Source organism: Microbacterium testaceum StLB037 (assembly GCF_900104345.1).
In the GTDB taxonomy this organism is placed as follows: domain Bacteria; phylum Actinomycetota; class Actinomycetes; order Actinomycetales; family Microbacteriaceae; genus Microbacterium; species Microbacterium testaceum_A.
Genome location: NZ_FNJN01000002.1, coordinates 616,338 through 631,864 on the forward strand (window position 1 = coordinate 616,338; position 15,527 = coordinate 631,864).

At 68.7% G+C, this 15,527-nt stretch carries 10 protein-coding genes; 8 read left to right on the forward strand and 2 right to left on the reverse strand.

Annotated elements, in window-relative coordinates:
* A complete protein-coding gene (locus tag BLS25_RS06150) occupies positions 1-984 on the forward strand; it encodes a PDR/VanB family oxidoreductase (RefSeq protein WP_074694784.1) in 984 nt (327 codons plus the stop codon).
* A 104-nt stretch (positions 985-1,088) separates the two neighbouring features.
* Here the strand turns inward: BLS25_RS06150 and BLS25_RS06155 are convergent, their stop codons facing one another.
* Positions 1,089-1,652: a flavin reductase family protein gene (locus BLS25_RS06155; RefSeq protein WP_056224308.1), complete on the reverse strand. Its 564-nt coding sequence runs from the start codon at positions 1,650-1,652 to the stop codon at positions 1,089-1,091.
* A gap of 247 nt (positions 1,653-1,899) precedes the next feature.
* Here BLS25_RS06155 and BLS25_RS06160 point away from each other — a divergent pair, with 247 nt between their 5' ends.
* The 7 genes from BLS25_RS06160 (at position 1,900) to BLS25_RS06190 (ending at position 13,926) form a co-directional block, all read left to right on the forward strand.
* Positions 1,900-2,883, forward strand: a complete 984-nt coding sequence (locus BLS25_RS06160; protein WP_056224306.1) for an ABC transporter substrate-binding protein — start codon at positions 1,900-1,902, stop codon at positions 2,881-2,883.
* Positions 2,884-3,019: 136 nt separating this feature from the next.
* Entirely contained in the window at positions 3,020-4,627 is a 1,608-nt protein-coding gene (locus BLS25_RS06165; RefSeq protein ID WP_056224304.1) for a sugar ABC transporter ATP-binding protein, read from the forward strand.
* Positions 4,624-5,667: an ABC transporter permease gene (locus tag BLS25_RS06170; protein ID WP_056224302.1), complete on the forward strand. Its 1,044-nt coding sequence runs from the start codon at positions 4,624-4,626 to the stop codon at positions 5,665-5,667. The genes BLS25_RS06165 and BLS25_RS06170 overlap by 4 nt, the downstream gene beginning before the upstream one ends.
* Positions 5,667-6,686 carry an ABC transporter permease subunit gene (locus BLS25_RS06175; protein ID WP_074694785.1) on the forward strand — a complete coding sequence of 340 codons (1,020 nt, stop codon included), beginning with the start codon at positions 5,667-5,669 and terminating at the stop codon, positions 6,684-6,686. The genes BLS25_RS06170 and BLS25_RS06175 overlap by 1 nt, the downstream gene beginning before the upstream one ends.
* 70 nt (positions 6,687-6,756) lie before the next feature.
* Entirely contained in the window at positions 6,757-8,301 is a 1,545-nt protein-coding gene (locus BLS25_RS06180; RefSeq protein WP_074694839.1) for a sugar ABC transporter ATP-binding protein, read from the forward strand.
* Positions 8,294-9,331 carry a LacI family DNA-binding transcriptional regulator gene (locus BLS25_RS06185; RefSeq protein ID WP_056224297.1) on the forward strand — a complete coding sequence of 346 codons (1,038 nt, stop codon included), beginning with the start codon at positions 8,294-8,296 and terminating at the stop codon, positions 9,329-9,331. Before BLS25_RS06180 ends, BLS25_RS06185 begins: the two co-directional genes overlap by 8 nt.
* Before the next feature lie 254 nt (positions 9,332-9,585).
* Positions 9,586-13,926 (forward strand): family 43 glycosylhydrolase, encoded by a 4,341-nt coding sequence (locus BLS25_RS06190; protein ID WP_074694786.1) that lies wholly within the window; start codon positions 9,586-9,588, stop codon positions 13,924-13,926.
* 65 nt (positions 13,927-13,991) lie between these two features.
* Here BLS25_RS06190 and BLS25_RS06195 read toward each other — a convergent pair whose 3' ends face one another.
* Complete coding sequence (locus BLS25_RS06195; protein ID WP_074694787.1) at positions 13,992-15,518, reverse strand: CitMHS family transporter; 1,527 nt, start codon at positions 15,516-15,518, stop codon at positions 13,992-13,994.
* Positions 15,519-15,527: the final 9 nt, after the last annotated feature.

Genomic DNA, 15,527 nt, shown 5'->3' on the forward strand with positions numbered 1-15,527 from the left:
GTGGCGGTCTCGCGCACCGAGGTCTGGCAGTACGGCACCGTCGCGGCATCCCGTGCCCTCACGCCCGAGATCCGCCGCATCGAGATCGACGTCGACCAGCCCGCGCCGGTGAGTCCCGGCGCACACGTCGACGTGCGTCTGACCATCGCGGGTGAGCGCGACCGCCGGTCGTACTCGATCGTGGATGCCACGGACGGCGGCCGCCGCATCGCCCTGAGCGTTTACACGTCGCCGGTGAGCCGCGGGGGCGCGGCGGTGATGAACGCCCTCACGCCGGGGGACCGGCTGGAGCTGACCCAGCCGCTGAACGACTTCCCGCTCCGGCCCGGCGCCGACCGCTACGTGCTGATCGCCGGCGGCGTGGGCATCACCGCGATGGTGGGCATGGCCGCGCGTCTGCGCGACCGGCGGGCCGACTACCGGCTGCTCTACGCCGGTCGTAGTCGACCGCTGATGGCCTACGTCGACGACCTGCGCGAGGCGCACGGCGAGCGACTGCGGTTGCACGTGCGCGACGAGGGCACGTCGCTGTCGATCCCCGACCTCGTCGACGGCATCGCGGTGGGGACGGAGGTGTACGTCTGCGGGCCGATCCGCCTGATGGATGCCATCCGGCGGGAGTGGATGACGCAGGGGCGCCCCATCGCGGATCTTCGCATGGAGACCTTCGGCAACAGCGGCTGGTTCGAGGCGCAGGAGTTCGTCGTCCGCGTGCCGGCGAGCGGCATCGAGGCGCGCGTCCGTCCGAATCAGTCGATGCTCGAGGCTCTCGAAGGCGCCGGCGCCGACATGATGTGGGACTGCCGCAAGGGGGAGTGCGGTCTCTGCGAGGTCCGCGTCGTCGGCCTCGCGGGCGACATCGACCACCGGGACGTGTTCTACAGCGAGCGCCAGAAGGACGCCCGCTCGAAGATGTGCTGCTGCGTCTCGCGCGTCGTCGCACGGGACGGCGGCTCCGCCGTGGTGGAGATCGTCACGAGCTGAGGGCCGTGTGGCGCGCCGTCGAGATGGCGGGCGCTGCGCGAGACGACGACGAATCGTGGATCGCCCCGCGCCTCGCGGGTGATCTGGGCGCGTGACCCCGTGCGTCAGTCGTCGAGGCGCGAGTGCTCGCCGAGGCGGTGCCAGGCGCGGTTGTGGTACACCAGCGCGGCTCCGGATTCGCCGGGCTCGAGGTCGCGTTCGACGTCGACCTGCAGGGCTTGAGCGGCGATGACCGTGGAGCCGCCGGCATCCATTCTGCTGACGACCTTGCACCGGAGCCACGCGCGCACGCCGTGGTAGACCGGCTCGCCGGTGGGCAGGCGCGACCACGTCGAGGTGTCGGCGAAGCGATCGAGGCCGCTGGTGGCCCCCGCCCGAGCGAGCGAGATGTCCTCCGCGTCGAGCAGGTGCACCACGATCGTGTCCGCCGCGATGATCGTGGGCGTCGCCGACGACAGCGCGGAGACCGAGAAGATCAGCAGCGGCGGGTCGGCGCTCACCGACGACACCGACGAGGCGGTGAGGGCGACGGGGCCGTTCTCGCCGAACGCGGTGATCACGGCGATGCCGCCGGGGTGGCCGCGGAAGGCCCTCTTGAAGTCGTCCGCCGAGACGGAGGTGCCGATGGCGGGGGTGCTCTCGGGGGCGCCGTGCGGAAGCGAAGTCATGAATACGACGGTAGGCGCTCGCGCGGTGCGAAGGCTCTGCTGGCGCAACACGGCGAAACGCTCTGAGCGATCACGTCCGTGGTGATCTCCTCCGTGTGAGGCTTCACATTTATCAATCCGTGATCATTCGAGCGCCCGAATTACTTGACACGACGCGTTCTGTGAGCGCTAACATTCACACACGGCTCACCCGAGGGGCTGCATCACATGACCGGCATCGGAGCCGGCGAAACGAGGAGGTTTCATCATGAAGGCGAACAAGATCATCGCGGGCATCGCGCTCGTCGGCGCGATCGCGTTCACGGCCACCGGCTGCGCCGGAGCGGGCGGCGGCGGAAACGCCGGCGGCGGCAGCGGCGACAAGATCACGGTCGGCTTCGCCCAGACCGGTTCCGAGAGCGGATGGCGCAGCGCCAACACCGAGTCGATGAAGGAGGCGTTCAGCGAGGCCAACGGCTTCAACCTCGTCTTCAACGCGGCCGACAACAAGCCCGAGGCGCAGATCGCCGCCGTCCGCAGCTTCATCAACCAGGGCGTGGACGCGATCGTCCTCGCACCCATCGTGAGCGACGGCTGGGACGACGTCCTCAAGGAAGCCAAGGACGCCAACATCCCCGTCATCCTCGAGGACCGCACGGTCTCTGCATCCGAGGACCTCTACGCCAGCTGGATCGGCCTCGACTTCAAGAAGGAGGGCGAGACCGCCGGCAAGTGGGTCGCCGACAACTTCGGCACGACGCCCACCAACATGGTCGTCCTCGAGGGCACCACCGGTTCGTCCGCCGCCACCGACCGCGCCACCGGCTTCAACGACGCGATCAAGGGCACCGACATCAAGGTCCTCGACTCGCAGACCGGCAACTTCACCCGCGCCGACGGCAAGACGGTCATGGAGGGCTTCCTCCAGAAGTACGGCTCGCAGATCAACCTGCTCTTCGCCCACAACGACGACATGGGCCTCGGCGCCCTCGAGGCGATCAAGGCCGCCGGCCTTAAGCCCGGCACCGACATCAAGATCGTCACGATCGACGCGGTGAAGGACGGCATGACCGCCCTCTCGAACGGCGAGTTCAACTACATCGTCGAGTGCAACCCGCTCCTCGGTGAGAAGACCGCCGAGGTCGTCAAGAAGGTCGTCGCCGGCGAGTCCGTCGACAAGAGCTACATCGTCGAGGACCAGGCGTTCGACCAGGAGCAGGCCAAGAAGGTCCTGGACAGCCGCCCCTACTGATCCGCAGGGATCCGTCGCCGACTCCCCTCGGCGACACCCCGTCCGATCGCCTCGGCATCGACGGAACATCCTCCCCGGCGTGCGGGGTCGGTATCCACCGGCCCCGCACGCTCCCGATCCGAGAAAGCGATCGACAATGACATCCGAACGGGCCGCCGCGACGACCTCCGAACGGGCAGCCGTGGTGGAGATGCGCGGCATCAGCATCCAGTTCCCCGGCGTGAAGGCGCTCGACGGCGTCGACTTCACCCTCTACGCCGGCGAAGTCCACTCCCTCATGGGAGAGAACGGCGCCGGAAAGTCCACTCTCATCAAGGCCCTGACCGGCGTCTACGGGATCGACGACGGCGTCATCCGCGTCGAAGGGACCGAGCGACAGTTCCGGGCCACCGCCGATGCCCAGGCCGCGGGAATCGCCACCGTCTATCAAGAGGTCAACCTCTGCCAGAACCTCACCGTCGGTGAGAACGTCATGCTCGGCAACGAGATCCGACGCGCCGGCATGGTCGACTGGAAGGCCACGCACGCCGCGGCCGCCACCTACCTCGCCGAGCTGGGCGTGCACATCGACACCCGATCGATCCTCGCCAGCCACTCGATCGCCGTGCAGCAGCTGGTCGCGATCAGCCGTGCCATGGTGGTCGACACGAAGGTGCTCGTGCTCGACGAACCCACCTCGAGCCTCGACCGCGGCGAGGTCGAGCAGCTGTTCGGCGTGGTCCGCGATCTGCGCGACCGCGGCGTGGCCATCCTCTTCGTCTCGCACTTCCTGGACCAGATCTACGAGATCTCCGACCGCCTCACGGTGCTGCGCAACGGCACCCTGGTGGGGGAGTACCCCGTGGCGGAACTGGGTCGCGAACAGCTCGTGGCGAAGATGATCGGCCGCGAGCTCGGAGAGCTGGATGCCATCTCGGCCAGCGCCGAACGCCCGATCGACCGCACCGGAACGCCGGTGCTGCGCACCCTCTCGCTCGGGCGGAAGAACGCCCTCGAGCCCGTGGACCTCGACGTCTACCCGGGCGAGGTCGTGGGGTTGGCCGGGCTCCTGGGTTCCGGCCGCACCGAGCTCGCCCGCCTCATCGCCGGTGCGGATCGTCCCGACGACGGCACCGTCCAGGTGTCGGGCTCCGGGGCGCGCACAGGGTCGCCGCGGCACGCTCTCGACCGCGGCATCGCGTTCTCGTCGGAGGACCGTCGCGCCGAGGGCATCGTGGGCGACCTGACCGTCGCCGAGAACATCGTGCTCGGCATCCAGGCGCGCCGCGGCGCCCTGCGCAAGATCAGCGCCGCCGAGAAGCAGGCCGTCGTCGAGGAGTACATCACGGCCCTCGGCGTGCGCCCCGCCGACCCCAACGCCCTCATCCGCAACCTCTCGGGCGGCAATCAGCAGAAGGTGCTCCTGGCGCGCTGGCTGGCGACCGCTCCCGAGCTGCTCATCCTCGACGAGCCCACGCGCGGCATCGACGTCGGCGCGAAGGCCGACATCCAGCGCAAGGTCGCCGAGCTCGCCGAGAAGGGCCTCGCGGTCATCTTCATCTCGTCCGAGCTCGAAGAAGTGCTGCGCCTCGCGCAGCGCGTGGCCGTTCTGCGCGACCGTCGTAAGATCGGCGAACTGGCCACCCGCGACGTCGACCTCGACGCGCTCGTGGCCTACATCGCCGAGGGGCAGCCCGAATCGGCCGCAGCCGCGTCACACACCGCACCCGAGACACTGTCGTCCGATCGGGAGAAGATCGCATGAAGAAATTCCTCACCCACCGCCTCGTGTGGCCGATCGCGGCTCTGCTCGCGCTCATCGCCATCAACACGATCTCGCGGCCGTCCTTCCTCAGCATCACCATGCAGAACGGTCAGTTCTACGGGTCGCTGATCGACATCCTGCGCAACAGCGCGCCGCTCATGCTCGTCGCCCTCGGCATGACCCTGGTCATCGCCACCCGGGGCATCGACCTCTCGGTCGGCGCGATCATGGCCGTCTCGGGTGCCGTCGCCCTCACGGTCATCGAGGCCTCGCCCGACCCCGGCAACCTCGGCGTCGTGTTCACGGCGATCGCCGCGGCCGTCGGCGTGGCCCTGCTCCTCGGAGTCTGGAACGGTTTCCTCGTGTCGGTGCTCGGCATCCAACCGATCATCGCCACGCTCGTGCTGATGCTCGCCGGTCGCGGCGTGGCCCTCCTCATCACGGGCGGCTTCATCACCACCATCAACAGCGATCCCTACAAGTTCATCGCCGGCGGATACGTCCTGGGGCTCCCCTTCGCGTTCTTCGTCGCGATCTTCGCGGTGATCGTGGTCGGCGTGCTCGAGCGTCGAACGGCCCTCGGCATGCTGACCGAGGCGGTGGGCATCAATCCCGAGGCCAGCCGACTCGCGGGAGTCCGTTCGCGCGGCATCATCTGGGGCGCCTACATCGCGAGCGGCGCTCTCGCCGGGATCGCGGGCATCCTCTACAGCTCGAACATCATGGCCGCCGACGCGAACGCGGCGGGTCTGTACATCGAACTGGATGCCATCCTCGCGGTCGTTCTGGGCGGAACCTCCCTCGCGGGCGGCAAGTTCAGTCTCGCCGGCACGGTCGTGGGCGTCTTCACGATCCAGACGCTGAAAAGCACCATCACGTTCCTCGGCGTCCCCCCGGCGGTCAGCCCCGTGTTCATGGCCGCGGCCGTGCTCATCGTCGTGCTGCTGCAGTCGCGTCGCTTCCGCGCGTACTTCCACACGGCGGGGCGCAGTGCTCTCCGTCCGATCACCCGACGTCCTGACGCAAAGGTGCTGTCCTGATGGCCACTCTCACCGAAGAACGACGCTCGACGTCGTCGTCCGCGGTCTCGTACCGCCGCTTCCTCAGCCGTCACATCTCGTGGGTGCCGGTGTTCGCCGCGGTGATCATCCTGGTCGTGATGATCGCGGGAGCCATGTGGTACTTCCCGAACTTCCAGCTGAACCGCATCATGTCGTCGATCCTGCTCGACAACGCGTACCTGCTCGTCCTCGCGGTGGGAATGACGTTCGTCATCCTCACCGGCGGCATCGACCTCTCGGTCGGGGCGGTCATGGCCTTCACCGGCATCCTCTGCGCGAAGATGCTCGGCGACGGCGTGCCGGTCGCGGTGGCGATCCCCGCGATGGTGCTCATCGGCGCGGCGATCGGTCTGCTCATCGGCATCCTGGTGCAGTTCTTCGACGTGCAGCCGTTCATCGCCTCGCTGATCGGCATGTTCCTCGCTCGCGGTCTCGCCTTCGTCGTCAGCCTCGAATCGATCAAGGTCGACAACGAGGGTCTGCTGTGGCTGCAGTCGACGCGCTTCTCGTTCGCGGGGTGGTACATCACCCCCACCGGGATCATCGCGTTGCTGACCGTCGCTCTCGCCGCGTTCGTGCTGCGCTACACGCGCTTCGGCCGAACGGTCTACGCCGTCGGCGGCAACGAGCAGTCGGCTCGCCTCATGGGACTCCCCGTCGTCCGCGCGAAGCTGTCGGTCTACGTCATCAGCGGGGTGTGCGCGGGTCTGGCCGGGATCGTCCTGACCGCGTACTCCGGCGCCGGCTACCCGCTGAACGGTGTGGGCACCGAGCTCGACACGATCGCCGCGGTGGTCATCGGCGGCACCCTCCTGACGGGCGGCAGCGGGTTCGTCATCGGGTCGATGGTCGGCGTCTTCGTGTACGGCCTCATCCGCACGATCATCTCGTTCTCGGGTGCGGAGCAGTCGTGGACGCGCATCACCGTCGGCGCCCTGCTGCTGCTGTTCGTGGTCGTGCAGCGGGTGATCGTCTCGCGCTCCGCCCTCAGCAGGTGAGGCCTTCACCCGCGGCGGCGCGAAACATGCTCCGCGGCGGTGTTAGCGCTCTCGCTCCGTCGCGGGCATGATGGACCCCATGCCCGCCGCCGTCGCCCCGCCCCTCCTCGAGGTGCGCGGGGCGTCGGTGCGTTTCGGGGTCGAGGCGGCCTTGTCCGGAGTCGACTTCCGTCTGCGAGCCGGCGAGGTCCACTCGCTGATGGGCGAGAACGGGGCCGGCAAGTCGACGCTGATCAAGGCGATCACCGGGGCGTTGCGTCTCGACGACGGCGACATCCTCATCGAGGGACGACCGGTGCGGCTGTCGTCTCCGGCCGAAGCCCAGGCCGCCGGCATCTCGACGGTCTACCAAGAGATCGATCTGCTGCCCAACCTCACGGTGGCCGAGAACATCTCCCTCGGACGTGAGCCACGCCGGTGGGGGATGATCGACCACGCCGAGATGCGCCGCCGAGCCTCGTCGGCCCTGGCGGCTCTCGGCGTCGACGTCGACCCGGCGTCGGTCCTGTCGTCCCACCCGCTCGCGGTGCAGCAGCTCGTCGCGATCGCCCGCGCCGTGTCGGTCGAGGTGAAGGTGCTCGTCCTCGACGAGCCGACCTCGAGTCTCGACGCCGACGAGGTCGCCGAGCTCTTCCGCGTCGTCCGCGAGCTCAAGGACACCGGTATCGCGGTGGTGTTCGTCTCGCACTTCCTCGATCAGGTCTACGAGATCTGCGATCGCGTCACCGTGCTGCGCGGCGGCCATCTGGTCGGCGAGTACGCCACGCGCGAGCTCCTGCGGATCGATCTCGTCGAGAAGATGCTGGGCGCCGCCGCGGGGGTCCTCGCCCCGCTCGGGCAGCGCACCGTCGACGACAGCGAGGGGCCGGCGATCGTCAGCGCACGCGGGCTCACCGCCGGACCGCGGCTACGTGAGGCCGACCTCGACCTCGCCGAGGGTGAGGTCATCGGGGTCGCGGGCCTGCTCGGATCGGGTCGCAGCGAACTCGCACGGGCGTTGACCGGGGTCGACCGCCCGGGATCGGGCGAGGTGTTCGTCGACGGTGCTCCCGTGCGCTTCGGCTCGCCGCGCGAGGCGATGAGCCGTCGCATCGCCTACTCGTCCGAGAACCGGCGCACCGAGGGGGTCATCGGCGACCTCAGCGTGCTCGACAACATCAGCCTCGCCCTCCAGGCGCAACGCGGCGTCCTGCGCCGGATGAGCACCGCGCGACGCCGTGAGTTGGCAACCAGCTGGGTCGAGGCTCTGCACATCCGCCCCGCGGACATCGATCGCCCCGTCTCGACGCTGTCCGGAGGCAATCAGCAGAAGGTGCTCCTCGCGCGGCTTCTCGCGCTCTCTCCCCGCGTGATCGTGCTCGACGAACCCACGCGCGGCATCGACGTCGGTGCCAAGGCCGAGATCCAGCGCCTCGTGGGGGAGCTGTCCGACAACGGTCTCTCGATCATCTACATCTCGGCCGAGCTCGACGAGGTGCTCCGCGTCGCCCACCTGGTGGCCGTCATGCGTGACGGCGTCTTGGCGCAGATCGTCCCCGCCGCCGATCTCACCCCCGATGCGCTCCTGGCTCTCGTGGCCAAGCCCGAGAGTCCCGGTGAGGCGGCGAATGGCTGACGACAAAGCGGCGCGCACGGCGAACATCTTCGATGTGGCCCGGCTGGCGGGCGTCTCGCACCAGACGGTCTCGCGCGTGCTCAACAACATGCCGAACGTGCGTCCCGCCACCCGAGCGCGCGTCGAGCAGGCCATCGCCCAGCTGAGGTACAGCCCCTCGCCGGCGGCGCGCGCCCTCGTGACGCGACGCACCCGCACGATCGGTCTCGTCACCCCGGGCAACGTCGACTACGGTCCCTCGTCGATCGCCATGAATTTCAACTTCGCCGCGCGCGCGGCGCGGTACAACGTGGATGCCATCAGCTCCCCGCAGAGCGACGCGGTCGCTGTGCGTGCTGCGATCGACGGTCTTCTCAAACAGCGCGTGGATGCCATCGTGCTCATCGTCGTCGACACCGAGGTGCTGGCATCCGTCCAGGCCCTCGACCTGGACATCCCCATCGTCGCCTCGGCCACGACCAGTCGTCCGCACCCGCGGCTCGTCGCGATCGATCAGTATCGCGCGGGCCGCAGCGCCGTGCGGCACCTGCGCGAGGCGGGGTACGGTCCGATCCGTCATATCGCCGGTCCCGCTCGCAACCCCGACGCGGTGGAGCGCATCCGCGGATGGCGCGAGGAGCTCGCGTCCTCGCGCAGCGAATCGACCGCCCTCGTCCACGGCGACTGGTCGGCCGAGAGCGGTTACCGCATCGCGAGCGAGGCCGACATCGCCCCCGGCGAGGGGATCTTCGTCGCCAACGACCACATGGCGATCGGTGTTCTCTCGGCCCTCCGCGAACGCGGACTGCGGGTGCCCGAAGACGTCGGGGTCGTCGGAATCGACGACGTCCCCGAGGCGGCGTTCCTCTACCCGTCGCTGACGACCGTGCGGCAGGACTTCGCCGCCCTGGGCGAGATCCTCATGCAGAAGGTGCTGCTGGCGGTCGAAGAACCCGACACGGTGAGCGAGAGCACGCCCCTGCCCACGCGCCTCATCGTGCGCGATTCGGCGCCGGTCGAACGGCCTGTCGGCTCACGCCGACCCCGCTGACCTCGAGCTCGCCGCCGGCGTGTCGGGGCGATCGAGGCGGCCCCGAGACCCCACCGCCCGCGCGCCGAGAACGTCAGCGGAGTGGGATGCCGCGCTGGCCGGGAAACGCGATGTGATGACATGCCATCGGGTAACCGGGCCCACGGCTGTTGACGTAACCATGCTGGTGGACTGGGCGTGTGAGCGCTAACATGCGAGGACCGTCGAAGACGACGGTTCCTGCAATGACGCACCCACGAGAGGACCCCACCCCCGTGACCCCTTACGATCGCTCGGCGCCGCCACGACGCCGTTCTCGCTGGACGCTCGCCGTCCCGGTCATCGCCGCCCTCGTCGCGGCACCCCTCACCGCCCCCGTGATCGCCGGCGCTGTCGCCGCCGACGCGGGCCTCGTCGTCTCCTACCCCCTCGACGAGACCTCCGGAACAGTCGCGCACGACACCTCCGGCAACGGCCGCAACGCCACATTCGAAGGCGGCCCGACCCTCACCGGCGCCGACGGCGCCCGTCTCGACGGAAACGACGACGACGTCAAGCTGCCCAACGACATCCTCAAGGGCCTGGACTCCATCACCGTCAGCACCGACGTCATCGTGCGCCCCGAGCAGAGCGGCAACTACTTCATCTGGGGCCTCGGCAACACCACGGACTGGTACGGCAACGGCTACCTGTTCGCAACCGGTAACCCGGCGCGCACCGGCATCGCCCTCGGCAACTGGACCACCGAGCAGAAGGCCGAGAGCACCACCGCCCTCGAGCGCGGGGTCTGGAAAAAACTGACCTACACGCTCGATGCGGCGTCGAAGACCTCGCGCATGTACATCGACGGCGTCCAGATCGCCGAGAACACCAACACGACCTCCCTGCCGAGCATGATCGGCGGCGGAACCACGACGGCGAACTACCTCGGCCGGTCCAACTACACCCCCGACAAGCGCCTGGCCGGAAGCCTCCGTGACTTCCGCATCTACGACCGTGCGCTCACCGCGACCGAGGTGAAGGGCCTGGTCAAGACCCCCGAGGACAGCGCCGCGGTGCAGTCCGCGCTCAGCGCACTGGCGGTCACGAACATCGATGACGTCCGCGGCAACCTCACGCTGCCGGGCTCCTCGCAGGGGCTCCCGGTCACCTGGACGACCTCGAACGCCTCGGTGGTCACCGCCGACGGCGTCGTCACGCGACAGACCGCGGATGCGACGGTGACGCTCACGGCATCCATCACGAAGAACGCCGTCACCTCGACGCGGGCGTTCACCGGGACCGTCCGAAAGGCCGCGCAGATCGGGCCCTTCGAGGGGTACACGTTCGCCTACTTCACGGGCAATTCCGTCGCGGGTGAGAACATCTACTTCGCGGCGAGCAACGGCAACAACGCCCTGTCGTGGACGGAGCTCAACAGCGGGCAGCCGACGCTCACCTCGACCTTCGGCGAGAAGGGCCTTCGCGACCCGTTCCTCATCCGCTCTCCCGAGGGCGACACGTTCTACCTCATCGCCACGGATCTCTCGATCGGTCGCGACGGCAACTGGGACCGGGCGCAGCGCACGGGATCCAAGTACCTCGAGGTGTGGGAGTCGCACGACCTCGTCACCTGGAGCGCTCAGCGCCACGTCAAGGTGTCGCCGGACACGGCGGGCAACACCTGGGCCCCCGAGGCCTACTGGGACGAGTCGCTCGGCCAGTACGTCGTCTTCTGGGCCTCGAAGCTCTACCCCGAGAACGACCCCAACCACACCTCGAACGTCGCCAACAGCATGCTGTACGCCACCACGCGCGACTTCGTGACCTTCAGTGACACGAAGGTCTGGCAGGGCGGCATGTCGCGCATCGACTCCACCGTCATCAAGGCGAACGGCGTCTACCAGCGCTTCACCAAGGACGAGGGCGCCGGCACCACCGGATGCAGCGACATCATCCAGGAGAGCTCGGCCGTGCTGACGGCACCGCTCGACCAATGGAAGCTCGTCACCTCGTGCATCGGCAAGAAGGCCGGCACGCAGGCTGTCGAGGGCCCGAGCATCTTCAAGTCGAACCCCGGCGACGTCAACGGAGACAAGTACTACCTGTTCGTCGACGAGTACGGCGGACGCGGATACATCCCTCTCGCGACCACCGACCTCGCCAACCCGGACTGGAAGGTCCCGGCCTCGTACCGCCTCCCCGGCAGCCCGCGGCACGGAACCGTCATGCCCGTCACCCAGGCCGAACTCACCGCCCTGCGCGCGAACCTTCCGCAGCCGCTCGCGGCCAACGAGAAGGGTGAGCTCCTGCGGTACGACTTCACCGACGGGTCCGGGTCGACCCTGCACGATCGCTCCGGTGCGGGGCGCGATGCGCAGATCAAGGGCAACGCCGTGTGGAACGCCGACGCCCTCACCTTCGACGGCACCGACGACTACGTCGACCTGCCCGACAACGTGCTCGCGGGCACGACCGACATCACGGTCCAGGCCGAGATGCGTGTGGACGCGGCGCAGAAGAACCCGTACTTCCTGTACGCGTTCGGAAACACCGCGCAGGATGGCACCGGCAACGGCTACCTCTTCGCGACGGGGAACAACCAGTTGCGCGGGGCGCTCACCACGGGCAACTGGTCGGGGGAGCAGAACGCGCAGTCCTCGGCCGCCCTTCCGCGCGACCGGTGGGTGAACGTCACGTACACGCTCAGCGGGTCGACGGCACGCCTGTACCTCGACGGGCAGCAGGTGGCGGAGAACACCAACGTCACGGTGCGCCCCGGCGACATCGGCGGCGGTCGCACCCTCGCCAACTACATCGGCAAGTCGGTCTACAACGCCGACAACCTGCTCCGTGGACAGGTTCGCGAGTTCGCGCTCTACAACCGGGCCCTGAGCGCGGACGAGGTCGCCTCCGCGAACCCCGGCGTGCTGTCGAAGGTCAGCCTGCAGGACCCCAGCGTCCTGAAGGTCGCGCCGATCATCGACTCGGCGACGCGAACGATCACGTTCCCGGTGACGCCGGGCACCGACCTGACGAAGCTCCGTCCGACCTTCACCACCGCGTCGGGGACGACGGCGACCCCGGCCTCGGGGACGCTGCGCAACCTGAGCTCCCCGGTGACGGTCACGCTCAAGACGGCGGGGCAGGATGACACGGTCTGGACGCTGACGGCAGTCGAGATGAAGAGCCCGGTCCTGCCGGGGCTGTACGCCGATCCGAACATCGCGGTGTTCGGCGACACGTACTACATCTACGCCACGACCGACGGCACCCCGGGCTGGGGCGGCAACACCTTCTACGTCTGGAAGTCCAAGAACCTCGTGGACTGGACGCGGTCGGACAAGCCGTTCCTCACGCTCGACGGCGCCAAGGGCAACGTCCCCTGGGCCACCGGCAACGCGTGGGCTCCGACGATCATCGAGAAGGGCGGGAAGTACTACTTCTATTTCAGCGGCCACGAGCCGAACGCCAACCGCAAGATGATCGGTGTGGCCGTCGCAAACAGCCCTGAGGGCCCGTTCACCGCCGAGGCGCAGCCGATGATCACCAACGGCGAGAGCGTCAACAGCGGGCAGGCGATCGATCCGGCCGCGTTCCGTGATCCTCAGACCGGCAAGTACTACCTGTTCTGGGGCAACGGCAAGCCCGTCTACGGCGAGCTGTCCGACGACATGAAGAGCATCAAGGCGGGCACGATCAAGCCGATCACCGGTCTGCCGGACTTCCGGGAGGGGCTCTTCATGAACTTCCGAGACGGGACGTACCACCTGACGTACTCGATCGACGACACCGGATCCCCCGACTACCGCGTCGGCTACGCCACGTCGACGAGCATCGACGGACCGTGGACCTACCGCGGCATCCTGCTGCAGAAGGATCCGTCGCAGGGCATCCTCGGACCGGCGCACAGCTCGATCATCAACGTGCCGGGCACCGATGAGTGGTACATCGCGTACCACCGCTTCGCGATCCCGGGCGGTGGTGGGACCAACCGCGAGACGACGATCGACCGGATCCAGATCGGCTCCGATGGGCTCTTCCAGACCGTGAAGCCGACGCTCACCAGCGTCGCTCCGCGCGAGGTCCCCACGGAGACGAACCCGGAGCCGAGCCCGTCGCCGTCGCCCAGCGGTTCCTCGACCGGCAGCCCGTCGCCCTCGCCGAGCGACGCGCCCACCGGGACGCCGTCGCCGACCGTCGCCCCGACGGGGCAGCCCACGGCGCAGCCGACGGCGTCTCCGGCGGGCCCCTCGGCCTCGGTGTCGACGTCGACCGTCGAGCGCGGCGGCACGGTGCGGGTGACCGTGACGGGCCTGAAGGCCGGTGAGCAGGTCACCGCCGAACTGCGCAGCACGCCGATCCGCATCGCCGGCATCCCTGTCGCCGACGCGGCAGGTCGGGTCGTCTTCGACGTCCGCATCCCCGCGGACCTCGAAGCGGGCGCGCACACGATCGTCGTCTTCGCGGCGGATGGCTCGATCATCCAGCGCCTGCCGATCACGGTCGTGCCGAAGGGTCAGCTCGCCGCCACCGGTGCGCAGGGCCCGCTCGGGGGAGCGCTGCTGGCGACGTTCCTGCTGGTCGCGGGAGCGGCGGTCTGGGCGACGCGTCGACCGCGAGGCGCCCGGGTGTAAGTCTCGGATCCTGAAACGAGAAGGACCCCGGATGCCATGGCATCCGGGGTCCTTCTCGTTCGGTGTCAGCCCAGCAGCGGCACCGCGCCCACGAGCACGCCCACCGCGAGCATGACGAGCGAGACGACCGTCGCGCGCCACAGCACCTTCTTGTGGTGGTCGCCGAGGTTGACCCCGGCGAGCGAGACGAGCAGCAGGATCGCGGGGACCAGCGGGCTCTGCAGGTGCACCGGCTGGCCGGTGATCGAGGCGCGGGCCATCTCGACGGGGGCGATGCCGTAGTTCGCCGCGCTCTCGGCGAGCACCGGGAGGATGCCGAAGTAGAACGCGTCGTTCGACATGAAGAACGTGAACGGGATCGACAGCACACCGGTGATGACGGCGAGGAACGGCCCCATCGACGAGGGGATGACCTGGGTGATCCAGTCGGCCATGGCGGTGACCATGCCCGTACCGTTGAGCACGCCGACCAGCACACCGGCCGCGAGCACCATCGACACGACCCCGACGATGCTGGGCGCGTGGGCGACGATCTCGTCGGCCTGCGAGCGCAGCTTCGGGAAGTTGACCACGAGCGCGATCGCGGCGCCGACCATGAAGACGAAGGCCAGCGGGAAGAGGTCCATCACCAGCAGCACCATGACCGCGGCCGTGAGCGCGAGGTTGAACCAGATCAGCTTGGGGCGCAGCGTCGCGCGGTTGGGGTCGAGCATCGTGTCGGCCATCGCGGTGTCGGCGGTGTCGACCAGTTGCGCGGCGGCCACGGCGTCGCGTCCGCCGCGGACGGTGACGATGTTGCCGGTGCGCAGCGACGCCACCGCGCCGGGCTTCGGCTCAGCGCCGCGGAAGATCTTGGGGGCGCCGAGCCGACCGAAGCCTCCGGTGCCGTCGATCTTGGCGGTGTCGACGGATCCGGCCAGACGCTTGCGCTCGGACAGCCCGAGGAACCAGGCGAAGGCGAGAGAGACGACCAGGCCCGCGAGGAGCGAGGGGATCATCGGCACGAACACGTCGGTGGGCTGAAGGCCCAGGGCGGTCGCGGCGCGAACGGTTGGGCCACCCCACGGGACGATGTTCATCGTGCCGTTCATGAGGCCCGCGACGCAGGTGAGCACGACGGGGCTCATGCCCAGGCGCAGGTAGAGGGGGAGCATCGCTGAGGTCGTGATGATGAAGGTGGTCGAGCCGTCACCGTCGAGCGAGACCGCGCCCGCGAGGATCGCCGTGCCGAGCACGATCTTGGCCGGGTCGTTCCCGAGGACACGCGTGATCACGCGGATCAGCGGGTCGAACAGGCCGACGTCGATCATGATGCCGAAGTACATGATCGCGAACATCAGCAGCGCCGCCGTCGGCGCCATCTTGCTGATCGCGTCAATCACCATGTCCCCGAGACCGAGGCCCGCGCCGGCGATGAGGCCGAACACGGTGGGGACGACGATCAGGGCGACCATCGGGGTCAAGCGCCGCGTCATGATGAGGGCCATGAACGACAGGACCATGAGGAAGCCGAGGGCCACGAGCACCCCGTCGGCGGGCGTGTAGGCCACCGGGTACTCGGCCGCTTCGGCCGCAAGGATCAGGGGGGTCATCGCGACTCC

What these genes read in the sequence shown, in the direction of transcription:
- BLS25_RS06160 (WP_056224306.1), top strand. Translation starts at nt 1,900, where the DNA reads ATGAAGGCGAACAAGATCATCGCGGGCATCGCGCTCGTCGGCGCGATC.
- BLS25_RS06180 (WP_074694839.1), top strand. Translation starts at nt 6,757, where the DNA reads ATGGACCCCATGCCCGCCGCCGTCGCCCCGCCCCTCCTCGAGGTGCGC.
- BLS25_RS06170 (WP_056224302.1), top strand. Translation starts at nt 4,624, where the DNA reads ATGAAGAAATTCCTCACCCACCGCCTCGTGTGGCCGATCGCGGCTCTG.
- BLS25_RS06185 (WP_056224297.1), top strand. Translation starts at nt 8,294, where the DNA reads ATGGCTGACGACAAAGCGGCGCGCACGGCGAACATCTTCGATGTGGCC.
- BLS25_RS06195 (WP_074694787.1), bottom strand. Translation starts at nt 15,518, where the DNA reads ATGACCCCCCTGATCCTTGCGGCCGAAGCGGCCGAGTACCCGGTGGCC.
- BLS25_RS06175 (WP_074694785.1), top strand. Translation starts at nt 5,667, where the DNA reads ATGGCCACTCTCACCGAAGAACGACGCTCGACGTCGTCGTCCGCGGTC.
- BLS25_RS06155 (WP_056224308.1), bottom strand. Translation starts at nt 1,652, where the DNA reads ATGACTTCGCTTCCGCACGGCGCCCCCGAGAGCACCCCCGCCATCGGC.
- BLS25_RS06165 (WP_056224304.1), top strand. Translation starts at nt 3,020, where the DNA reads ATGACATCCGAACGGGCCGCCGCGACGACCTCCGAACGGGCAGCCGTG.